The sequence below is a fragment of the Frigoribacterium sp. ME-P-080 genome, from assembly GCF_030209595.1.
Taxonomy (GTDB): Bacteria; Actinomycetota; Actinomycetes; order Actinomycetales; family Microbacteriaceae; genus Frigoribacterium.
Genome location: NZ_JARVRR010000004.1, coordinates 1 through 22,165 on the forward strand (window position 1 = coordinate 1; position 22,165 = coordinate 22,165).

A 22,165-nucleotide genomic window follows, 5' to 3' on the forward strand; every position below is an offset into this window, starting at 1 on the left:
CTTGTGGGAGAGTAGGACACCGCCGGACTCCTTTTAGTGCGAACAGCACACGAAAGACCAGAAAAGCCGCCCCAGTTGGGGCGGCTTTTCTGCGTTACGGGACGATTCTCGCCCAGCCGAACCGCGCCTCCTGCAGTCGTGGTCGCTTTGGTAGAGTCGACCCTTCACAACTCGACAGCTGGCAGAGAACAACAGAGGAGCACTTCGGTGACTGATCGCGACGACGACGACCGCAAGGACGGCCCACGCCGTCCCTCCTCGGGCTCTGGCAGCGGGGGAGCGAACCGCGGTGGGGGCACAGGCCGGCCCTCGTTCGGTGACCGGAGTCGATCCTCGAGCGATCGCCCGGCTGGCGGGCGTCCCCCGCGCGGCGACCGTCCTTCGGAGGGGCGACCCACCAACGGACGTCCCAGCGGGGGACGACCCTCGAGCGGCGGCCCACAGCGCGGGGATCGTCCGTCCTACGGTGATCGGCCGCAGCGCGGGGATCGTCCCTCGCATGGTGACCGGCCTCAGCGGGGAGATCGTCCGTCGTCCGGCGACCGTCCGCAGCGCGGTGGTCGCCCGGGTGGCGACGATCGTCGCGGAGCAGGGCCTCGTGCCGGTTCGACGGGACGTGGCGATCGTCGAGAGGGCTGGACGCCCCGCGAGACCCCGGAAGACCGTGACCCGTTCGGCATCAAGTCGGTCCGTCCGGCGCAAGAGGTCGCGCACGTCCCGGATGACGTCGAGCCCCGTGATCTCGACAAGGTCGCCCGTGGTGAGCTCAAGACGCTCAGCAAGGAGAACGCGGACTGGGTGGCCAAGCACCTGGTCATGGCTGGTCGTTTGATCGACGAGGACCCGGAGGAGGCCCACAAGCACGCCCTGTCGGCAGGACGTCGGGCCGGGCGCATCTCCGTCGTCCGCGAGACGATCGCCATCACGGCCTACCAGGTGGGGGACTACGCCCTCACCCTCCGCGAACTACGCACCTACCGTCGCATCTCGGGCCGTGATGACCAGTTGCCTCTCATGGTCGACAGTGAACGGGGTCTGGGTCGTCCCGAGCGGGCGCTCGAGCTCGGGCGGTCCGTCGACGTGTCGACACTCGACGTCCAGGTGCGCGTCTCACTGGCCATCGCGATGTCGGGTGCACGTCTCGACCTCGGCCAACCCCAAGCTGCTCTGGGCGAGCTCGAGATCCCCCAACTCGACCGGACGAAGGCGTTCAGCTACAGCCCGGCCCTCTTCGCCGCCTACGGCACGGTCCTCGAGGATCTGGGTCGCCCCGACGAGGGCGAGAAGTGGCTCGAACTCGCCGACCGGGCCGAGGACGCTCTCGCGGCTCTCGAACACGGTGGCGCCGACGGCGAGACCGTGGAGATCGTCGAGGAGGACGTCGAATTCTCCGACGAACGACCCGTCGTCCTCGACGATCCCGCTGAGCTGACCACCGAAGAGTCCGATGAACCCACGTCTGACGAGTCCGGTGAGCCGGCACTCGGCGAGCCCGTCGAGGTGTCAGCGGAGCCTCAGGGCGGCACCGACGACCTGGATGGACCCGAGCAGCGTCCGGACGACCAGACGGACGAGCAGCACGATGAAGAGCAGGGCCAGCACGATGAGACTGCCGATCCCGAGACGGCCCCGCAGGGCACGGACCACGCCGACGACGACCGTGCCTGACGCGATCACGCCCCTCGACGGCGTCGACACCGTCCTCGCCGACCTCGACGGGGTCGTCTACCGGGGGCGGCACGCCATCGAGCACGCGGTCGAGAGCCTGACGGACCTGGCTCGCACCCGTCGGGTCGGGTACGTCACGAACAACGCGTCGCGGACCGCCGAGACGGTGGCCGGCCAACTGGCCGGCTACGGACTCGAGGTGGGCGCGGACGACGTGGTGACGTCCCCGCAGGCCGCGGTGCGCCTCCTCGTCGATGCCGTGCCGGCCGGCTCGACGGTGCTGGTGGTCGGCGGCGAGGGCCTGACGTCGGTGCTCGAGGCCGAGGGCTTCGTCGTCACCCGTTCGGCCGACGACGCGCCCGCGGCGGTCGTGCAGGGTTTCAGCCCCGACGTCGGATGGGCGCAGCTCGCCGAGGCGTCCTTCGCCTTGCACACGGGCATCCCGTGGATCGCGACGAACACGGACTGGACGATCCCGCAGGAGCGTGGTGTCGCGCCCGGCAACGGAACGCTGGTGTCCGCGGTCCACACGGCCGTCGGGCGCCTGCCCGTGACCGCCGGCAAGCCCGAGACCCCGATCTTCACCGCGGCCGTCGAGAGGTTCGGGGCGACGAAGGCCGCGTTCATCGGGGACCGGCTCGACACCGACATCGTCGGCGCGAACGCCGCGGGACTCGTCTCGATCCTGGTGCTGACCGGCATCGACGGCGCGAAGCAGGTGCTCGCCGCCGACGCGAAGTCCCGGCCGGACTTCATCGTCGGCGACCTCCGTGAGTTGGACCAGCCGTACCCCGACACCGTCGAACACGACGAAGAGGACGTGCACGTCGTCACGGTCCGCGGCGCGAGCGTCGCCGTCCGCGGTCACGTGGTGCGGGTGTTGTCCGACGGAGGCGACCCCGTCGACCTGCTGCGCGCGGGGGCCGCCGCGGTGTGGGGGACAGGCAAGGCCATCTACGGGCTCGACGTCGACCCGAAGCTGCACGCCGACGGCTGATCGCTCCCGACCCGACCGTCAGGGGCGGCGGCTAGTCTGGACGGCACCATGAGCGACCATCCCGACGCGACCGTCCGCGGCGACACCGACCTCGACGTCGTGGACGCCGCAGACCGTCAGGAGGCGCAGGTGGCGTCCGCCGAGCAGCTGTCGGGCATCGAGTCCCTTCCCTTGGCCTCGCGGGCCGAGGCCTTCGCCGCGATCCACGACGAGCTCCGCGCCGTGCTCGAGGGCACCACCGACGACATCGGTCAGGGCGGTCGATGACGGCCGCCGAAGCGCCGGGGGATCGACTCGACTCGGTCCTTGCCCGGCGTGGTCTCGCCCGGTCACGGACGCATGCCGCCCGCTTGTTGTCGGACGGATTGGTGACCGTCAACGGCGTGGGAGTGGTCAAGGCGTCCGCTCGGGTGGGCGAGTCGGACGACGTCGCCGTCGCCGGCCTCGACCACTACGTGAGTCGTGCGGCACACAAACTCCTGGGTGCGCTCGACGCGTTCCGGGTCGACCCCACGGGCCGGACGGCCCTCGACGTCGGAGCGTCCACGGGCGGGTTCACGCAGGTCCTCCTCGAGCGCGGGGCCGAGCACGTGGTCGCCCTCGACGTCGGCCACGGTCAGTTGGCCAACCCGGTTCGTTTCGACCCGCGGGTCACGATCGTCGAGGGCGAGAACGCGCGGTACCTGACGGCCGAGCGGTTCGCGGCGTTGACGACCCGTGCCTCCTCGGTGTCGCTCGTGGTGGCCGACGTGTCGTTCATCTCGCTGACGATGGTGCTCCCCGCACTCGTGGCGAGCGTGGGTGTGGACAACGACTTCGTCCTGCTGATCAAGCCGCAGTTCGAGGTCGGCCGACAGGGCGTCCGTGAAGGCCTCGTGCTCGACCCCGTGCTGCGGAACGAGGCCGTCACCACGGTGTTGTGGGCCGCCCACGACCTGGGGCTCGGCACGGCCGGGCTCATCTCGTCCCCGATCGTCGGCGGCTCGGGCAACCGCGAGTACTGTGTGCACTTCTCGGCCTCGGTCGGGACGAATCCGACAGAATGGCTCAGCACGGCCGACAGCTTGACGAGAGGGTGAACGACATCTCTTCGACCCGACACATCCTGGTCGTCTCGCACACGGGGCGTCCCGACTCCATCGACGCCGCCCTCGAGGTCTGCGGGCTGTTGGGCGACGCCGGTGTGGTTCCCGTCCTTCCCCGCGACGAGTGGGACGACATCCGTCGGGCACAGCCCACGGCCGCCATCGACGACGTCGAGATCCTGTTCGACGGCGTGGCCTGTGACGACCTCGAATGCGTCATCGTCCTGGGTGGCGACGGCACGATCCTCCGTGCCGCCGAGTTGATCCGCGGTACCCGCGCTCCCATCGTCGGCGTCAACCTCGGCCACGTCGGGTTCCTGGCCGAGAGCGAGCGCGACGAGATGGCCGACACCGTCGCCCGCGTCCTTGCGGCCGACTACGAGGTCGAAGAGCGGTTCGCGCTCGACGTCAAGGTCACCAACGGTGACGAGGTCGTCTACGAGACCTGGGCCATGAACGAGGCCACGGTCGAGAAGGCCTCACGCGAGCGCATGCTCGAGGTCGTCATCGAGGTCGACGGTCGTCCCCTGTCGTCGTTTGGCTGCGACGGCGTGGTCATGTCCACGCCGACCGGCTCGACGGCCTACTCGTTCTCGGCCGGCGGCCCGGTGGTGTGGCCTGCCGTGCAGGCCTTGCTGCTCGTGCCGCTCAGCGCCCACGCGCTCTTCGCCCGACCACTCGTCGTCGGGCCCGACTCGGTGCTCGCCGTCGAGGTGCTGAGCCGCACGGACGCTCGCGGCATCCTGTGGTGTGACGGTCGCCGCGAGCACGACCTGCCCCCGGGGGCCCGGGTCGAGTGCAGCCGCTCCGACCAGCCCGTGCGACTGGCCCGCCTGCGGACGGGCCCGTTCACCGATCGCCTCGTGGCCAAGTTCCAGCTCCCCGTCACGGGCTGGCGCGGACCGGCCACCGTCGAGGACGTCGCCGTCGGGGCCTCCATCACCCCGACCACGTCCGATCCGGCCCGCGAGGGCGACCGATGATCGAAGAGATCTCGATCCGCGACCTCGGCGTGATCGGTCGCGCGACCCTGCCGCTCGGCCCCGGATTCACGGCCGTCACCGGCGAGACGGGGGCGGGCAAGACCATGGTCGTCTCGGCGCTCGGCCTGCTGCTCGGTCAGCGTGCCGAGAGCGGCGTCGTCCGCTCGGGCAGCCCCCAGGCCGTCGTGGACGGCCGCTGGCTGGTCCCTGCCGAGGGGGCCATCGTCGAGCGCGTCCGGGACGCGGGCGGCGACGTCGACGACGGCGAGCTCTTCCTCAGTCGTGTGGTCTCGGCCGAGGGACGTAGCCGTGCGGTGGTCGGCGGACGCACGGCCCCGATCGGCGTGCTCGGCGACCTCGCCGACCACCTCGTGGTGGTCCACGGCCAGTCCGAGCAGATCCGACTGAAGTCCGCTGCCGCCCAACGCGCGGCCGTCGACGCGCACGGCGGGGCCGCCCTCGCCGAGGCCGCCGCACACTACCGTGGCGCGTACGACGCCTGGCTGGCCGCCCGAGCAGAACTCGACGAGATCACCCGCGACCGCGACGCCCGACGTGACGAGGCCGACACCCTGCGGGCCGCGATCGACGAGATCGAAGGCCTCGCCCCCGTGGCCGGCGAACTCGACGAGCTCGATGCCGCGGCCGAGCGACTCAGCAACGCCGAAGACCTCAGGCTGGCAGCCGGCCTCGCCCACGAGGTGCTCTCGACCGACGCGGTCGACGGGACCCGCGACGTCGTCTCCCTCGTGGAGGAGGCACGCCGTCAGATCGAACGCGTCGCCCCGCACGACCCGGCGCTCGAGCCCATCGCCGACCTGCTGGCCGAGGTCAGCGTGCAGGTCGGCGAATCCGCCTCCCGCCTGTCGAGCTACCTCGGCACCCTCGACGCCGACGTGGCCGTCGAACTCGAGTCGGTGCAGACCCGGCGCGCGGACCTCGCCGGGCTCGTCCGCAAGTACGGCCCCACCCTCGACGACGTCATCCGCCTCCTCGACGACGGCAGCCGACGCCTGGTCGAGCTCGACGGCGACGACGACCGCCTCGCGCACCTCGACGACGAGGTCGCCGAGCTGCGGGCCGAGGCCGAACGACGGGCGGGCGTCCTCGGGGACCTGCGCCGCGCCTCCGGGGCCGACCTCTCGACGCGGGTCAGCGCCGAGCTGAGCGCCCTCGCCATGACCGGTGCCGAGATCGTCGTCGAGGTCTCACCTCGGGACGAGCTCGGGACGAGCGGCGGCGACGTCGTGTCGCTCCTGCTGAGGCCGCACCCCGGCAGCGAACCCCGCCCCCTCGGCAAGGGCGCGTCCGGCGGCGAACTCTCGCGCGTCATGCTCGCGCTCGAGGTCGTCATGGCCGGGTCGAGCGACGTGCCCACCTTCGTCTTCGACGAGGTCGACGCCGGCGTCGGCGGTTCGGCCGCGATCGAGATCGGCCGACGCCTGGCGGCGCTCGCCGAACGGGCACAGGTCATCGTGGTGACGCACCTGGCCCAGGTCGCCGCGTTCGCCACCAACCACCTCCGCGTCGTGAAGGACGCCTCGGGCGAGGTGACGGCAAGCAGCGTGCACCAGCTCGAGGGCGACGAGCGCGTCGCCGAGATGGCCCGTCTGCTCTCAGGGCTGCCCGACAGCTCCAGCGGTCTCGAACACGCCCGTGAACTGCTCGAACTCGCCTCGTCGGCCCGACGACCGGCCACGGCCGACACACGTTCGTAACAGGCGTGGTCTGTCGGAACGGCTCGGTGTGACATAGGATGGAATCCCGTGGTGAACGTTGAGAACTCGGGTCCAGATGCCAGCACGACGAAGCACATCTTCGTCACCGGAGGCGTCGTCTCCTCCCTCGGAAAAGGCCTGACGGCCGCCAGCCTGGGCAATTTGCTCACGGCCCGTGGGTTGCGGGTCGTCATGCAGAAGCTCGATCCGTACCTGAACGTCGATCCGGGCACCATGAACCCGTTCCAGCACGGTGAGGTCTTCGTCACCGACGACGGCGCCGAGACCGACCTCGACATCGGCCACTACGAGCGGTTCCTCGACATCGACCTCGGCCAGTCGGCGAACGTCACGACGGGGCAGATCTACTCGACCGTCATCGCGAAGGAACGACGCGGCGAGTACCTCGGTGACACCGTGCAGGTCATCCCGCACATCACCGACGAGATCAAGCGGCGCATGCGCCAGCAGGCCGACGACGACCCCAAGCCCGACGTGATCATCACCGAGGTCGGCGGCACGGTCGGCGACATCGAGAGCCAGCCGTTCATCGAGGCCGCCCGTCAGGTGCGCCACGAGCTCGGTCGCAAGAACGTCTTCTTCGTGCACGTCTCCCTCGTGCCCTACATGGGCGCGTCGGGGGAGCAGAAGACCAAGCCGACCCAGCACAGCGTCGCGGCCCTGCGCTCGATCGGCATCCAGCCCGACGCCCTCGTGCTGCGCAGCGACCGTCCGGTCAGCGAGAGCAACAAGAAGAAGATCGCCCTGATGTGCGACGTCGACGAGGACGCCGTGGTCAACGCGAAGGACGTCGCGAGCATCTACGACATCCCGGCCATGCTCAACGACCAGGGGCTCGACGCGTACATCATCGACCACCTGGGCCTCGACGAGAAGGCCGGCGAGGTCGACTGGTCGGGCTGGCAGCCCGTCTTGACCGCCGTCCACGAGCCGAAGCACGAGGTCACGATCGGCCTGGTCGGCAAGTACATCGACCTGCCCGACGCCTACCTCTCGGTCACCGAGGCCCTCAAGGCCGGCGGGTTCGCACACCAGACCAAGGTGTCGCTGACCTGGATTCCCTCCGACGACTGCGAGACCGCCGAGGGCGCCGCGAAGGCCCTCAGCCAGGTGGACGGCATCTGCGTGCCCGGTGGCTTCGGCATCCGCGGCATCGAGGGCAAGCTCGGTGCGCTGCGCTTCGCCCGCGAGAACGGCCTGCCGGCACTCGGCCTGTGCCTCGGCCTGCAGTGCATGGTCATCGAGTACGCGCGCAACGAGGCCGGCCTGACCGGCGCCTCCTCGTCCGAGTTCGACCCCGACACCGAGTACGCGGTGGTCGCGACCATGGCCGAGCAGGTCGACATCATCGCCGACGGTGACCTGGGCGGCACCATGCGCCTCGGCCTCTACCCGGCCGCGTTGACGCCGGGTTCGCTCGCCGCCGACCTCTACGGGTCCGAGCTGGTGTCCGAGCGTCACCGCCACCGCTACGAGGTCTCGAACCAGTACCGTCAGCAGATCGCCGACGCGGGCCTGCGCTTCTCGGGCACCTCACCCGACGGCACGCTCGTCGAGTACGTCGAACTCGACCGCGACGTCCACCCGTTCTACATCGGGACGCAGGCCCACCCCGAACTGCGGTCCCGCCCCAACGACGCGCACCCGCTGTTCGCCGGGCTCGTGGCGGCGTCGCTCGAGCGCCACGATGCGAGCAAGCTGTTCGCCGACGAAGCCGACGCCGCCGAGGTCGTGGCGTGACCGACGTCACCGGCGAGCCGCTCGCCGACGAACCGGCGTCGCCGACGATTACGAAGTCCGAGGTCGTCTTCGAAGGCGCGGTCTGGAACGTCAAGCGCGACACCGTCGACTACAACGGCTCGCCTATGGTGCGCGAGTACGTCGCGCACACCGGTGCCGTGGCGGTGCTGGCCGTCGACGACCAGCAGCGCGTGCTCGTCATCAAGCAGTACCGGCACCCGATCCGCTCCCGCGACTGGGAACTGCCCGCCGGCCTGCTCGACGCCGAGGGTGAGAGCAAGCTCGACGCCGCAAAGCGCGAGCTCGCCGAAGAGGCCGACCTGCAGGCGACGAACTGGGACGAGCTCGTCTCGTTCCACACCACACCCGGCGGCAACGACGAGATGGTCACGGTCTTCCGGGCGACCGGCGTCGGCGCCACGGCGGACGCGTTCGAGCGGAGCGACGAAGAAGCCGACATCGAGAAGCGCTGGGTCTCGCTCGACGAGATCGTCGACGGAGTGCTGGCCGGCCGGCTGCACAACTCGATCCTCAGCATCGCGGCGCTCGCCGCGGTCGCGTCCCGCTGAGGCGTGCGTCGCCGAGGTGGCACGGCGGTCCCGGCCGTAGCCTGACCTCGTGACGATCGAGGAGGCGCTGGACAGGTACCTGAGACACGTCTCGGTCGAGCGTGGTCTCAGCCCGAACACGACCGCCGCGTACCGCCGCGACCTCGTCCTCTGGCGAGCGCACCTGGCGGAGGCCGGACGGCGCACCCTGGACGAGGTCGAGGCCGCGGACGTCGCGACGTTCCCCGCGGCTCTGGCGACCCGCGCCGAGAAGCCGCTCGGCGCCTCCTCGGTGGCCCGGGTGTTGTCGTCGGTGCGCGGTTTCCACCGCTTCGCGCTCGAGGAGGGGCTGGTCGCGGTGGACGTGGCAGCCACCACCCGGCCGCCCAAGTTGCCGAGTCGTCTGCCCAAGGCGATCTCGGTGGGTCAGGTCGAGGCGCTGCTCGCCGCGACGGACGGTGACGAACCGACCCGACTGCGCGACAAGGCCCTGCTCGAGCTGCTCTACGCGACGGGGGCACGCGTGAGCGAGGCCGTGTCGCTCAACGTCGACGACGTGATCGAGGGCGACGTCGTGCGCCTGTTCGGCAAGGGGAACAAGCAGCGCGTCGTCCCGCTCGGCAGCTACGCGCGCCGGGCTCTCGACGCCTACCTGGTGAGGGCCCGACCGGTGTTCTCGCCGCGGGGAGACCCGACGCCCGCGCTGTTCCTCGGCACGCGCGGGGCCCGGGTGTCCCGGCAGAACGCGTGGCTGATCATCCAGGCGGCGGCCGACCGGGCGCAGCTCGGCGTCGAGGTGTCGCCGCACACGTTGCGGCACTCGTTCGCGACGCATCTGCTCGAGGGCGGGGCCGACGTCCGGGTCGTGCAGGAGTTGCTCGGGCACTCGTCGGTCGCGACGACGCAGATCTACACGCTGGTGACGGCGGACGCGCTGCGGGACGTCTACTCGACGGCGCACCCGCGCGCCCGGTGGGCGTCGTCACCCGCGTGACGACCCGGCGACGACCCGACGACGACCCGGCGCCCACCAGGCGGGGACCCGAGGCCGACCCGGCCCCGACCAGGCGCTGACCAGGCAAAACCCTCAAGCAAGGCATGAGGCTTCCTGGTGACGGGCCGGGCGCGGCAGCCCGTCGGCATCGGGGGGCGCCGGTACTCTCGTACCCGTGAGCACCAAGCCGACCTCGAGCACCCCCGCCCTCTTCGAGAGCGCTCCGGCGACCGTCCCCGCGAACGGCCCCACCGGGCGCCCGCGCACCGAGTTCCCGACTCCCGCGCCCCTGTCGAGCCACGGCCCGGCCCGCATCATCACCCTCTGCAACCAGAAGGGCGGCGTCGGCAAGACCACCACGACGATTAACCTCGGTGCCGCGTTCGCCGAGTACGGCCGTCGCGTGCTGGCCATCGACTTCGACCCGCAGGGTGCGCTGACGGCCGGCCTCGGCGTGCAGTCGCACGACCAGGCCACGATCTACGACCTGATGATCGGTGCCGTGAAGGACGCGCACGACGTCATCGTGCCCACCCGCGTCGACAACCTCGACGTCATGCCGGCCAACATCGACCTCTCCGCCGCCGAGGTGCACCTCGTCAACGAGGTCGCCCGCGAGCAGATCCTCGCGCGCATCCTGCGCCAGGTCAGCGACGAGTACGACGTCGTCCTGATCGACTGCCAGCCCTCGCTCGGCCTGCTGACCGTCAACGCCCTCACCGCGGCGCACGGCGTGCTCATCCCGCTCGAGTGCGAGTTCTTCGCCCTCCGCGGCGTCGCCCTGCTCGTCGAGACCATCGAGAAGGTGCGCGACCGGCTCAACCCCGCGATCACCCTCGACGGCATCCTGCCGACCATGTTCGACTCGCGCACGCTGCACAGCCGCGAGGTGCTCGAACGCGTCGTCGAGGCGTTCGACGACCAGGTGCTCGAGACCGTCATCGGCCGCACCGTGAAGTTCCCCGACGCCTCGGTCGCCGGCACCCCGATCACCAAGTTCGCCCCCGAGCACCCGGCGGCGCAGGCCTACCGCCAGCTGGCCCGAGAGCTGATCGCGCGTGGTGCCGCGGCCTGAGTCGGCGACCGCCGAGGCCGGCACCGACGAGACCGCCCTCGCGGGCCCGGAGGTCTCGCCGGGCTTCGAGGTGCGGCTCGAGAACTTCAGCGGGCCGTTCGACCTGCTGCTCTCGCTGATCAGCAGGCGCGAGATGGACATCACCGAGGTCGCCCTCAGCGCCGTGACCGACGAGTTCCTGTCGTTCCTCCGTCGCATCGACACCGACGAGAACCTCGACCAGGCCAGCGAGTTCATCGTCGTCGCGGCGACGCTGCTCGACCTCAAGGTGGCGGGGCTGCTGCCCCAGGGCGAGCTCGTCGACGCCGAGGACGTCGCCCTGCTCGAGGCGCGCGACCTGCTCTTCGCCCGGCTGCTGCAGTACCGGGCCTTCAAGCAGGCCGCCGAGTGGTTCGCCCAGCACGGCGCTGCCGAGGCGGCGCGTCACGCCCGCTCGGTGCGGCTCGAACAGAAGTACCGCGTCACGACCCCGGAGCTCGTCTGGACGCTCTCGCCCGACGACTTCGCGGCGCTCGCCACCCTCGCGCTGGCGCCGCGCGAGACACCCACGGTCGGCCTGGACCACCTCCACGCCCCCCTGGTCAGCATCCGCGAGCAGGCGGCCGTCGTCGTGGCGCTGCTCCGTCGTGGGACGGTCCTCACCTTTCGCCAGCTCATCGCGGGAATCGACGAGAGGGGCGTCGTCGTCGCCCGGTTCCTCGCGCTGCTCGAGCTGTACCGCCACGCGTCCATCTCGTTCGAGCAGGTCGAGCCGCTCGGTGAACTCAGCGTGCGCTGGGTGGCCGAGACCTGGACCGAAGAGAACCTCGCGGCGCTGGGGGCCGACTATGAGGGCTGACGCGACCCGCGCCTCCTCGTCCGTGGGCACGGCCGACGACGACGTCGTCCAGGCCGTCGACGAATCGCCGTCGTCACCCGATGCCGTCGCACGTCGTCTCGAGGCGGTGTTGATGGTCGCCGACGAGCCGCAGTCGCTCGTCGACCTGGCGACCGCCGTCGGCGCCCCCGTCGCCGTGGTGCAGCAGGCGATCACGACGCTCGTGGCCGATTTCGACGGTGTCGACGGCACGATCCGACGGGGTTTCGAGCTGCGTGAGGTCGGTGGCGGCTGGCGATTCTACGTCCGTGACGAGCACGATCCGGTCGTGCGCGATTTCGTGCTGACGCAGAACCCGACGAAACTGTCCTCAGCGGCTCTCGAGACGCTGGCGGTCATCGCCTACAAGCAACCCATCACCCGCAGCAGCATCGCCCAGATCCGGGCGGTCAACGTCGACTCGGTCGTCCGTACGCTGCTGGGTCGCGGTCTGATCACGGAGTCGTCCACCGACCCCGAGACAGGCGCCATCAACTACGAAACGACAGGCCTCCTCTTGACCCATCTCGGCATCAACTCGCTCGATGAGCTGCCGCTCATCTCGCCCCTGCTCTCGGACGGCCAGGGGGGGTTCGACGATGTCGCGTAGTCAGTTCTCCTCCGACGACTCCGAGCTGGCCTCGGGCGAGCGCCTGCAGAAGGTCATGGCGGCCGCGGGCGTGGCCTCGCGCCGGGTCAGCGAAGACATGATCGCCGCCGGGCGGGTGACGGTGAACGGCAAGGTCGTCACCGAACCCGGCCGCCGCATCGACCCGACCAAAGACAAGATCGTCGTCGACGGCAGCGCCGTGCAGCTCGACGCCACGCGTCGTTACGTCATGCTCAACAAGCCGGTCGGCATCGTCAGCACCCTGAGCGACGAGAACGGCCGGCCCGACCTGCGTCAGTTCACCGAGCAGTACGAAGAGCGCCTCTTCAACGTCGGCCGCCTCGACGTCGAGACGAGCGGCCTCCTCGTGTTGACAAACGACGGCGAGCTCGCGCACGTTCTCGCGCACCCGTCGTTCGGCGTCACCAAGACGTACATCGCGAAGGTCAAGGGCGTCGTCACGCCCGCCGTGCTCAACGAGCTCATGACCGGCGTCGAACTCGACGATGGCCCGATCGCGGCGGACAAGGCGACGCTCGTCGCCGGTGGCGCGGGTCTCTCGCGTTCGTCCGACTCGTCGCTGATCGAGATCACCCTGCACTCCGGGCGCAACCGCATCGTCCGTCGCATGCTCGAGGCCGTCGGCCACCCGGTCATCGACCTCGTGCGCCGGTCGTTCGGCCCGCTGCACCTCGGCACGCTCAAGGTCGGCCACATGCGCTCGCTGACCAAGGTCGAGCTCGGGGCCATCCTCACCATCTCGCGCGACGCCACGGCCGACTCGACGGTCGACGCCGCCCCGATCACCGAGAGCCCCGACGCCCCCGTCGACGAGGCCGACGTCGTCGAGCTGGCCCTCGCCGACGACGAGGTCGAGAAGGACTACTACGACGAGGACGACGAAGAGTACGACCCCGCGACCGATGCCCGTGCCGAGCGTCGCCGTGCCGCGGCCCGCGACCAGGCCGAGTCGACCTCGCGCCGGGCGCAGGTCCGGCGAGAGCAGGAGGCGCGCCGCGGTCAACGCGACGAGAGCCCGACCCGAGGTGGGTACCAGGGCAACCGGCACGACGGACGCTCGGGCGACGAGCGTCCCGTGCGCGGCTACCAGGGCAACAACGACGACGGTCGCGGACGCGAGGGACGACCGGCTCGCACCGGTTACCACGGCAGTGACGAGCGTCCCGCTCGCGGCGGGTACCAGGGACGCGACGACCGCGGTGGATCTCGTGGTGGCTACCAGGGCCGCAACGATGACGGCCGCGGCGAGTCTCGTGGTGGCTACCAAGGTCGCAACGACGACGGTCGCGGACGCGACGAGCGTCCGGCCCGTGGCGGGTACCAGGGACGTGACGACCGCGGTGGAGCACGACCGGGGTACCAGGGGCGGAACGACGACGGCCGCGGTCGTGACGATCGCGGTGGGTTCGTGTCACGCGACGATCGCGGCTCGCGAGGCGGGTTCGTCTCGCGCGACGACCGTGCACCTCGAGGTGGCGGAGACCGTCCGCTGAGCCCTGGTGAAGAGCGCGCGGCGGGGTACCCGAACCGCGACGCCAACCGCGACCCGCGCACCGGACGCCCCTCGGGCATCCGTGCCGGCGGCAAGGCGACCAACCGCGGATGGGTCGACCGCGGCGCAGCGGAGCGAGGCGAAGACGACCGTGGCGCTCGTGACGACCGTCGTGCCGGTGCCGGTGCCGGTGGCTACACGGGTGGGCGCGATTCGCGCGACGACCGTGGGGGCTCGCGTGGCGGGTACCAGGGCCGCGACGACCGAGGCGGACGTGACGATCGTGCCGGTCGTGACGACCGTGGTGGTTCGCGCGGTGGGTACCAGGGTCGCGACGACCGTGGTGCGTCGCGTGGCGGCTACCAGGGACGAGAACAGCGTGACGACCGCGGAGACTCGCGCGGTGGCTTCCAGGGTCGTGACGACCGCGGTGGCTCGCGCGGTGCCGGCTACCAAGGTCGTGACGACCGCGGAGACTCGCGCGGTGGCTACCAGGGTCGCGACGACCGCGGAGGCCGCGACGGGGCGCGCAGCGGCGGCTACCAGGGCCGTGAGCAACGCGACGACCGCGGGGGTTCGCGTGGCGGACCCGCCCGTGGCCCGCGCGACGACCGCGGAGGCCGCGACGACCGTGGCGGTCGCGACGACCGTGGCGGCGACCGTCCGTACCGTGGCCGACCCGACGCCGGGGGACGTGGTCCCCGAGGGGGCGGACGGTCGTGACCGACGCGCACCGCGCCTCCTCGTCCGACGACGCCCTCGGGTCTGACGCGCTCCTCGCTCACGCGCCGTCGGCCGACCCTTCGACGGTCGGCGTGCTGACGGCGGGCAGCCGCCGGCTGGCAGGCCAGGTGCGCATCGTCGGTTCGGGTCTGCTCGGTGCCAGCATCGGTCTGCGTCTGCGTCAGCACGGCGTGGACGTGATCCTCGACGACGTGTCACCGGCGGCGCGCAGCCTCGCCGTCGACTACGGCGCCGGGCGGCCCCCGGCCGACGGCGACGCCCCCGGGCTCGTCGTCGTCGCCGTGCCGCCCGACGTCACCAGCGACATCGTCGCGCGCGAACTCGACGCCTGGCCCCAGGCGCTCGTGACCGACGTCGCATCGGTCAAGGTCGCCCCGCTCGCCGAGTTGCGTGCGCGCGGCGCCGACGTGTCGCGGTACATCGGCTCGCATCCCATGGCCGGCCGCGAACGCGGGGGAGCCGTCTCGGCTCGCGCCGACCTCTTCGTCGGCCGCCCCTGGGTCATCGCGGGGCACGACGACATCACGTACCGTCGGGCGGCCGCCGTCGAAGACCTGGCGCTCGACCTCGGAGCGACCCCGATCGAGATGACGCCGGAGGAACACGACGCCGGCGTCGCCCTCGTCAGCCACGCGCCGCAGGTCGTCGCCTCCCTCATGGCGACGCGTCTGCGCGACGCACCCGACGCCTCGCTCGGCCTCGCCGGTCAGGGCGTCCGGGACGTCACGCGGGTCGCGAGCAGCGACCCGGCGCTCTGGACGCAGATCCTGGGGGCGAACGCCTCCCGCGTGGCCGTCGTGTTGCGCGACCTGCGCGCCGACCTCGACCGCGTCGTCGAGGCCCTCGAGGCACCCGACGCGCCGGGCAGTCGCCGCGCCGTCGCCGAGAGCATCGGCGCCGGCAACGTCGGCGTCGCCCGTCTGCCCGGCAAGCACGGGCAACAGACCCAGTTCAGCTCGGTGATCGTCATGGTCGACGACACTCCCGGGCAACTGGCCCGCCTGCTCACCGAGATCGGTGAGATCGGCGTCAACCTGGAAGATCTGCGGCTCGAGCACTCGCCGGGCGCGCAGGTAGGACTCGCGGAGGTATCGATCGTGCCCGAACAAGAAGACCGACTCGTTACCGAACTCGAGACCCGGGGTTGGACCGTCGTGGGGGCGTTCGCGTGAGCGGCGACCAGGGCGGCACGAGCCCCGTCGGCTCGTCGGACGTCGACCCCGAGCGCTCGCCGGGTGAGCACGGCGTCGGAGGTCCCGCCGGCGAGGCCCACGTCGAAGAGTTGCGGGCCGAGACCGCCGAGGCCGTGCACCGCCACGTGGTCGTGGCCGTCGACGGGCCGGCCGGAAGCGGCAAGTCGAGCGTCAGCCGCGCCTCCGCAGCTTCCCTCGGCTTCGACTACCAGGACACCGGGGCGGCCTACCGGGCCTTCGCCCTGCACGCGCTCGACAGCGGCGTCGACCTCGACGACGCCGAGGCCGTCATCGCGACGCTGCCGACGTTCCACTACGCGATCGGGATCGACCCGGCCCGCGCCTCCTCGGTGACGATCGGTGGTCGCGACGTCACCGACGAGATCCGCACGCCACGCGTGACGACCGCCGTCAGCCACGTGGCCAAGCTGCCCGAGGTCCGCCGCTTCATGGTCGACCTGTTCCGCCGCATCATCGCGTCGACCGACAAGCCGGGCATCGTCACCGAGGGGCGCGACATCACGACCGTCGTCGCACCGGATGCCCAGGTCAGAATCCTGTTGACCGCGAGCGAAGCCGCTAGAATGGCCAGGCGTTCGGCCGAGGTGACCGGGCAGAGTGCCGAAGAGACAGCTCGGCAGCTCTCGACCCGCGACCGGCTCGACAGCAAGGTCGTCGACTTCATGACCGCCGCACCCGGCGTCTCCACCGTCGACTCCACCCAACTCGACTTCGACCAGACCGTGCAGGCCGTGGTCGAGCTCGTGCGAGCGAGCACCCCCATTTCTTAAGGAAGCCCCATGGCAGACGACGACAAGTACCCCGAGCTCGACGAGCAGATGGTTGACCGCATCCAGACGATGCCCGACGAGGACGCCGACCAGCGCGCCCGAGCCCTCCGCGCCGGCCTGACCGACTACGACCTCGACGAGGGCGACATCGACGTCCTCGAGGGGGCCGACTGGGACCCCGACGCACTCACCTACGCCCCGGCCCTGCCGGTGCTGGCGATCGTCGGCCGACCGAACGTCGGCAAGAGCGCCATGGTCAACCGCATCCTCGGGAGGCGCGAGGCCGTCGTCGAGGACAAGCCCGGCGTCACGCGCGACCGCGTCTCGTACAAGGCCGAATGGGGCGGACGCCGCTTCACGCTCGTCGACACCGGCGGATGGGAGCCCGACGCGATCGGCATCGACCGCTCGGTCGCGATGCAGGCCGAGATCGCGGTCGACCTGGCCGACGCCGTGCTGTTCGTCGTCGACGTCAACGTCGGGGCGACCGCCACCGACGAGGCCGTCGTGCGGATGCTCCGTGCCTCGCACAAGCCGGTCATCCTCGTCGCCAACAAGAGCGACGACGCCCGGAAGGACCTCGAAGCCGCGTCACTGTGGTCGCTGGGGCTGGGCGAGCCCTTCCCCGCGTCGGCGCTGCACGGTCGCAACGTCGCCGACCTGCTCGACCTGTGCATGACCAAGCTGCCCGCGGTCTCGACCGTGGCCAAGCAAGAGATCGGCGGCCCTCGTCGCGTCGCGATCCTCGGTCGACCGAACGTCGGCAAGAGCTCGCTGCTGAACAAGGCCGCGGGCGAAGAGCGCGTCGTCGTCAACGAGCTCGCCGGCACGACCCGTGACCCCGTCGACGAGCAGGTCGAGATCGCCGGTCGCGTGTGGACCTTCGTCGACACCGCCGGCATCCGCAAGCGCGTCCACCTGCAGCAGGGCGCCGACTTCTACGCGTCGCTGCGCACCTCGGCCGCGCTCGAGAAGGCCGAGGTCGCGGTCGTCGTGATCGACGTAACGGAGCAGATCTCGACGCAGGACCTGCGCATCATCGACCTCGTGCTCGAGTCGGGTCGCGCGCTCGTGCTCGCCTTCAACAAGTGGGACCTGCTGGACGACGACCGTCGCCGCTACCTCGAGCGCGAGATCGAGCAGGACCTCGACCACGTGTCGTGGGCCCCGCGCGTGAACATCTCGGCCCGCACGGGTCGTCACCTCGAGAAGCTCGTGCCCGCCCTCGAGCTCGCGCTCGAGTCGTGGGACACCCGCATCCCGACCGGCAAGTTCAACGCCCTGCTCGCCGAGCTCGTCGCCGAGCACCCGCACCCGCTGCGGTCCGGCAAGCAGCCGCGCATCCTGTTCGGGACCCAGGCCGCGAACCGCCCGCCGACCTTCGTGCTCTTCACGACCGGGTTCCTCGACCCGCAGTACCGTCGCTTCATCACGCGACGCCTGCGCGAGATCTTCGGCTTCGAGGGGACGCCCATCACAGTCAACATGCGCGTCCGCGAGAAGCGCAAGCGCCCGTAGTCCTTCTCCCGTGCCCGTCCCGTCGACGGAACGGCACCGCCCGCAGGCCCGCCTGTGGACTGAACGCCCGGTTGTGGATCGTTTCCACACCGGGCGTTCTGCATTGCTAGGGTGGCTCCCATCGGCAGCGATATGTGAATGTCGCATGATGGAGGGCGAGGGTGCATGGCAGACCTGGTGGTGGACGAGAAGACGCTGACGTCGGTTGCGTGGCGGGTGTCGACGGCGGCCGTCGACGCCGAGGTGTCGGCGACGCTGACGCTCGGGTCGGCGGCCGACGTCGGCTCACCGAGCGTGGCGGGGGTCCTCGACGAGGCGACGGGGCAGCTGGTGAGACGGGCGGGGTTGGCCGTCGAGGCGATCCAGGCGGTGGGCGACTTCACGACGACGTTCGTGCGCGAGTTCGAGCAGGTGGAGTCGCGGCTCGCCGCCGGCTTGTCGGTGGACGACCTGGCCGCTGACGTGCCGGTGGACGACCTGGCCGGGGTGGGGTCCAAATGAGTGCCGACGCCGGCCCGGGGGTCGGGTCGGTCGAGGGCATCCGGCAGCTCGCGACGACGAGGCGGACCGAGGTCGACGATCTCGAGGTGGCGGCCTACCGGTTGGCCGAGGCGGCGAGCTGGGGTGCCGAGTGCTGGCGGGGACGCTCGGGCGAGCAGTTCGTCGCGTCCATGACGGACGTGTCCGCCGAGGTGACTGCTGTGGCTCGGGGCCTCGAGCACCACGCGGCGGCGCTCGAGGCGTACGCGGTCGACGTGTCGTTGATCCAGGGGTCTCAGCAGACCCTGGAGGCGCGGCGCGCGATGGCCGAGCAGAACATCCTCTCGACGGGGGTCGCCTTGAAGACGATCATGCGTGAGGCGCAGGACGCGGCGCGGGACGACCTGATCGGCATCGTCGTGGAGTCCGAGTACCGCTCGGGTGAACGGTCGACCTTGCAGCGTCGCATCGACGACGAGCAACGCGAGCTCGAGGTCGTCGCGGGCTTGTGGGCCGACCTGGTCGAAGAGCGGGCTGCGGCCGATCGTCGGTGCATCGCCGCGCTGCAGAGCCCCGAGGCGATGGGGTCCCTGCCGCAGGTCACCGGGGAGGCCCTGGCCGCGGGGTCGTCCGAAGAATTGTTGGCGCTGCTGGCAGGGCTCTCGGCCACCGAGCTGACGATGTTGCTCGAGCAGCACCCCGAACTGGTCGACGAGGCGTTCCTGGCCGATCCCGAGCGGGTGCGGGCCTGGTGGGACGAGCTCGGCCAGCAGGGTGCGCGGAACGCTGATGGGCTGACCGCGGTGCAGGTGGCACTGGTGCGAGGGGCTCCGGCGATCATCGGGGCCCTCGACGGTCTGCCGCCGTCGGTACGGGTCGCGGCGAACGTGTTCAACGCGAAGCGGCGGATGGCCGAGATCGACGAGATGGTGGGGCCGATCGGGCGGCGGGGGCTGCAAGGCGACGATGAGCTGCTGGCCGCACTGGCGCGCGAGCGCGCGTACCTCGGGCGAGCGGTGGCGGAGCCTCCGACGGTTCAGCTGTACCTCTTCGATCCGTCGAAGAGTCGCATCATCGAGATGATCGGGGACTGGAACCAATCGACCAGGACGGTGCTGACCTACGTGCCGGGGACGCTGACGAACATGGACTCGTTCTACGGGAAGAACGGAAGTCTGCAGCAGATGGCGAAGTGGCTGGAGGCAAACGATCCGGATGGAACGTCTGTGGCGTTCGTCTTCAAGGACGGAGTCTTCCCGGGTGGCGCCGAAGGCAGCAAGAACCCGGCCGAATTCGTCGGGGCTTTCGCGCAGGCCAACGACCCCGAATTCGCGCGCGGGACGAGCAAGGCGCTGTACGACTTCCAGCGGGGGCTGGCCGTGGATCCGATCAGAACGGAACCCGGATACCGCGACGTGGCCATCGGGCACAGTTGGGGGTTGGCGAACATAACGTCCGCCGAGGTCCACGGGGCCACGTACAACAAGGTGATCTCCCTCGCGGGGGCCGGGATGCCCCCGGAGTGGGAGCCGCGAGCGGGCACGACCTACACCGACTACAGCTACTGGGACTTCCTGATGGAGGCCCAGTCAACCGGTGGTGTCTGGGGCGGGCGGAACCCGAACCGGTCCGACGACTTCGACTCGCGTGGGTACTACCAGAGTCCGCATGACGTGGAACTCGAGCAGACCGGGGCAAGCTACACCCCGGTCTGGAAACTGGACGACAACCATGCGCTCGTCGCTCGATCGAGTGACGACAATGCACCGGTGCGTGATGCGCTCACGGACGAGATCTATGAGGAACAGCATGACTAGGCGACGCGGAGTGTGTGTGGCAGCTGCCCTCGTCTTTGGATTGATCGGCCTATCGGGCTGCAACAGCGAAATGCATGACAACGCGAAAAGGACGCTCTACATGGACGAAGAGACCGATCGAGTCGACCTGCCGGCCCTGAGACGGGACATCATGGATGTCCAGCGACGTTTCGCGTCGATGGGTCCTGAGGATCAGATAGTCGGAATCCTCGAACCGCCGGACGGCGTCCTGATGTCGTGTTCGGACGGTCGATTCCAGTGGACGGGCTCGACCACTGTCGAGTACTCGACCGTTCCGGAGGAACAGGGCTACTTCGAGGGACTGGAGGCGGAGCTTGCTGACGACGAGGCGTTCAGTACCAATCGCCAACTTTCCCCCGATGGCGAGAGCGAGCGCCTCATTGTCATGAGCGAGGACGGCACTCGTTACTCGGTCAGGGTATGGACGGGCCGCTCGAAGGTCCAGGTGTCGTCGAGTTCGTGGTGCTTCACGCTGCAGCCCGGGCAGGCAGAGGGTGGTCAGTTCTGAGGGCGGAGTAGGGCACCATTGGTGTTCGTGAGACGAGCGGACGGGGTGCGAGGGTGACGGGCGCTGGGCTGTGGCACCGCGCCTCCTCGGGGGCGGGGTTGTCGGCCGCGGCCGACCGGGTGTGGCAGAGGCTGCAGCTCGACCGGCTGGCCGGGGGTCGACACTCGGGCTACGTCATCCACGAGGACATGCAGCGGCACCCGCGCACGGTCCGTAGCTTCGGCGGCATCCGGTGGCTCCTGTTCGGCGAGACCGTCGTCGGGCTCACCGCCATCTTCATCGCCGCCGTCCTCACCAGCCGAGGCGAACACGTCCCGTGGGCCGTGTGGTTCCGCTCCACGGTCGTCCTGTTCATCACCGCCTCGCTGTACGTCTTCGCCTGGCGCGCCCAGCTCGGCTACTACTGGGCCTACTCGCGCCTCCGCCTGTTCAGCCGCATCTTCCCGATCGTGACGCTGATCATCGCGACCATCCCCGGGCTCTACCCCGGGTGGATGGTCGTCGAACAGATCGTCTTCTCGCTGCTGATGATCGGCATCGGTGACCTCCTCACGAGCGACCACATGCGAGCGGCCTTCCCGCGACCGGCGAAGCCCGACGCGGTCGACAGCACGGGCTGAGAGTCCGGACTCCTGTCACCACGCCACGCCACGAGATAAACACCCCGCCATTCGATTCTGTGGCGGGGTGTTTAGTTCGTGGCGGGCAGGCGGGCTCGCAGGCGGGGCTGCGGGGTTGGCGGGTGGACCGACAGCCGGGCGAAGGCAGGCAGGTGGGCCGGCGGCAACGGCCGCAGACCCGAGGAGGCGGGGCCTAGTCGCTCGCGCTCAGCACCATCTCGACGTCGGCGGGTTCGACCTCGCGGCCGTCGCCCGTGACGAACGCGACCCGCACGGGCTCGCCCGAGCCGGCGACGCTGAACCGTCGTGCGGCGCCGTCGGGGTGCGGATCGTGCTCGTCGCCCCAGACGGCGAGGGCGGCCAGCACGGGGGAGAGGTCGCGGCCGGCGTCGGTCAGCAGGTACTCGACGCGCTCTCGGGCCCCGTCCTCCCGGTAGGTCGAGCGCTCGAGCACGCCGGCGGCGACGAGCGACTCGAGCCGGGCCGTCAGCACGTCGGGCGACAGGCCGAGCCGTGCCCGGAACTGCGAGAACCGGGTGTGCCCGAGCAGTGCCTCCCGCACCACGAGCAGGGCCCAGCGCTCGCCGAGCAGGTCGAGGCTGCGCGCGATGCCGCAGCGCGGGTCCAGGGGTCCACGAGAAGCCATGCCGACACCCTACCTCGAT

General features: G+C 70.5%; 20 protein-coding genes and 1 pseudogene. 20 read left to right on the forward strand and 1 reads right to left on the reverse strand.

Translation table 11 applies throughout. From position 1 onward, the window contains the following. Positions 1-816 precede the first annotated feature (816 nt). The 20 genes and pseudogenes from QRN23_RS08600 (at position 817) to QRN23_RS08695 (ending at position 21,500) form a co-directional block, all read left to right on the forward strand. Positions 817-1,668, forward strand: coding sequence for a hypothetical protein (locus QRN23_RS08600; protein ID WP_285063261.1), 852 nt, complete (start codon positions 817-819; stop codon positions 1,666-1,668). After that, positions 1,661-2,665: an HAD-IIA family hydrolase gene (locus tag QRN23_RS08605; protein WP_233568298.1), complete on the forward strand. Its 1,005-nt coding sequence runs from the start codon at positions 1,661-1,663 to the stop codon at positions 2,663-2,665. The genes QRN23_RS08600 and QRN23_RS08605 overlap by 8 nt, the downstream gene beginning before the upstream one ends. A gap of 48 nt (positions 2,666-2,713) precedes the next feature. Next, entirely contained in the window at positions 2,714-2,932 is a 219-nt protein-coding gene (locus QRN23_RS08610) for a hypothetical protein (RefSeq protein WP_192124010.1), read from the forward strand. Then, positions 2,929-3,744 (forward strand): TlyA family RNA methyltransferase, encoded by an 816-nt coding sequence (locus tag QRN23_RS08615; protein WP_200412902.1) that lies wholly within the window; start codon positions 2,929-2,931, stop codon positions 3,742-3,744. The genes QRN23_RS08610 and QRN23_RS08615 overlap by 4 nt, the downstream gene beginning before the upstream one ends. A 5-nt stretch (positions 3,745-3,749) precedes the next feature. Continuing rightward, positions 3,750-4,733, forward strand: a complete 984-nt coding sequence (locus tag QRN23_RS08620) for an NAD kinase (protein ID WP_233568379.1) — start codon at positions 3,750-3,752, stop codon at positions 4,731-4,733. Then, complete coding sequence (recN, locus tag QRN23_RS08625; RefSeq protein ID WP_056044880.1) at positions 4,730-6,451, forward strand: DNA repair protein RecN; 1,722 nt, start codon at positions 4,730-4,732, stop codon at positions 6,449-6,451. The genes QRN23_RS08620 and recN overlap by 4 nt, the downstream gene beginning before the upstream one ends. 51 nt (positions 6,452-6,502) lie before the next feature. Continuing rightward, positions 6,503-8,212 carry a CTP synthase gene (gene pyrG, locus QRN23_RS08630; protein WP_159825496.1) on the forward strand — a complete coding sequence of 570 codons (1,710 nt, stop codon included), beginning with the start codon at positions 6,503-6,505 and terminating at the stop codon, positions 8,210-8,212. Then, on the forward strand, positions 8,209-8,781 hold the full coding sequence (locus tag QRN23_RS08635; protein WP_285063264.1) for an NUDIX domain-containing protein: 573 nt from the start codon (positions 8,209-8,211) through the stop codon (positions 8,779-8,781). The genes pyrG and QRN23_RS08635 overlap by 4 nt, the downstream gene beginning before the upstream one ends. Positions 8,782-8,830: 49 nt before the next feature. After that, entirely contained in the window at positions 8,831-9,754 is a 924-nt protein-coding gene (xerD, locus tag QRN23_RS08640; protein WP_123569910.1) for a site-specific tyrosine recombinase XerD, read from the forward strand. A 175-nt stretch (positions 9,755-9,929) separates the two neighbouring features. Beyond that, a complete protein-coding gene (locus QRN23_RS08645) occupies positions 9,930-10,829 on the forward strand; it encodes a ParA family protein (protein WP_056044876.1) in 900 nt (299 codons plus the stop codon). Then, positions 10,813-11,667: a segregation and condensation protein A gene (locus QRN23_RS08650; protein WP_277959003.1), complete on the forward strand. Its 855-nt coding sequence runs from the start codon at positions 10,813-10,815 to the stop codon at positions 11,665-11,667. The genes QRN23_RS08645 and QRN23_RS08650 overlap by 17 nt, the downstream gene beginning before the upstream one ends. Beyond that, on the forward strand, positions 11,657-12,295 hold the full coding sequence (gene scpB, locus QRN23_RS08655; RefSeq protein WP_159825201.1) for an SMC-Scp complex subunit ScpB: 639 nt from the start codon (positions 11,657-11,659) through the stop codon (positions 12,293-12,295). Before QRN23_RS08650 ends, scpB begins: the two co-directional genes overlap by 11 nt. Next, positions 12,285-13,079: pseudogene (locus tag QRN23_RS08660) on the forward strand (pseudouridine synthase); the annotation flags it as partial. The gene scpB and the pseudogene QRN23_RS08660, both read left to right, overlap by 11 nt. A gap of 1,547 nt (positions 13,080-14,626) precedes the next feature. Continuing rightward, positions 14,627-15,724 carry a prephenate dehydrogenase gene (locus QRN23_RS08665; protein WP_056044918.1) on the forward strand — a complete coding sequence of 366 codons (1,098 nt, stop codon included), beginning with the start codon at positions 14,627-14,629 and terminating at the stop codon, positions 15,722-15,724. Between the two features lie 134 nt (positions 15,725-15,858). Then, a complete protein-coding gene (cmk, locus tag QRN23_RS08670; RefSeq protein WP_056044916.1) occupies positions 15,859-16,536 on the forward strand; it encodes a (d)CMP kinase in 678 nt (225 codons plus the stop codon). A gap of 48 nt (positions 16,537-16,584) precedes the next feature. After that, entirely contained in the window at positions 16,585-18,054 is a 1,470-nt protein-coding gene (der, locus tag QRN23_RS08675; RefSeq protein ID WP_369794368.1) for a ribosome biogenesis GTPase Der, read from the forward strand. A gap of 165 nt (positions 18,055-18,219) precedes the next feature. Next, on the forward strand, positions 18,220-18,555 hold the full coding sequence (locus QRN23_RS08680; RefSeq protein WP_200412898.1) for a hypothetical protein: 336 nt from the start codon (positions 18,220-18,222) through the stop codon (positions 18,553-18,555). Then, the gene (locus QRN23_RS08685; protein WP_285063265.1) at positions 18,552-20,351 is read left to right on the forward strand and encodes a hypothetical protein; all 1,800 of its coding nucleotides are present in this window, start codon (positions 18,552-18,554) and stop codon (positions 20,349-20,351) included. The genes QRN23_RS08680 and QRN23_RS08685 overlap by 4 nt, the downstream gene beginning before the upstream one ends. A 100-nt stretch (positions 20,352-20,451) precedes the next feature. Beyond that, the gene (locus tag QRN23_RS08690) at positions 20,452-20,880 is read left to right on the forward strand and encodes a hypothetical protein (protein WP_267659559.1); all 429 of its coding nucleotides are present in this window, start codon (positions 20,452-20,454) and stop codon (positions 20,878-20,880) included. Positions 20,881-20,933: 53 nt separating this feature from the next. Beyond that, positions 20,934-21,500, forward strand: a complete 567-nt coding sequence (locus tag QRN23_RS08695) for a hypothetical protein (RefSeq protein WP_285063266.1) — start codon at positions 20,934-20,936, stop codon at positions 21,498-21,500. Positions 21,501-21,693: 193 nt separating this feature from the next. Here the strand turns inward: QRN23_RS08695 and QRN23_RS08700 are convergent, their stop codons facing one another. Further along, entirely contained in the window at positions 21,694-22,146 is a 453-nt protein-coding gene (locus tag QRN23_RS08700) for a winged helix-turn-helix transcriptional regulator (RefSeq protein WP_159825209.1), read from the reverse strand. Positions 22,147-22,165 lie beyond the last annotated feature (19 nt).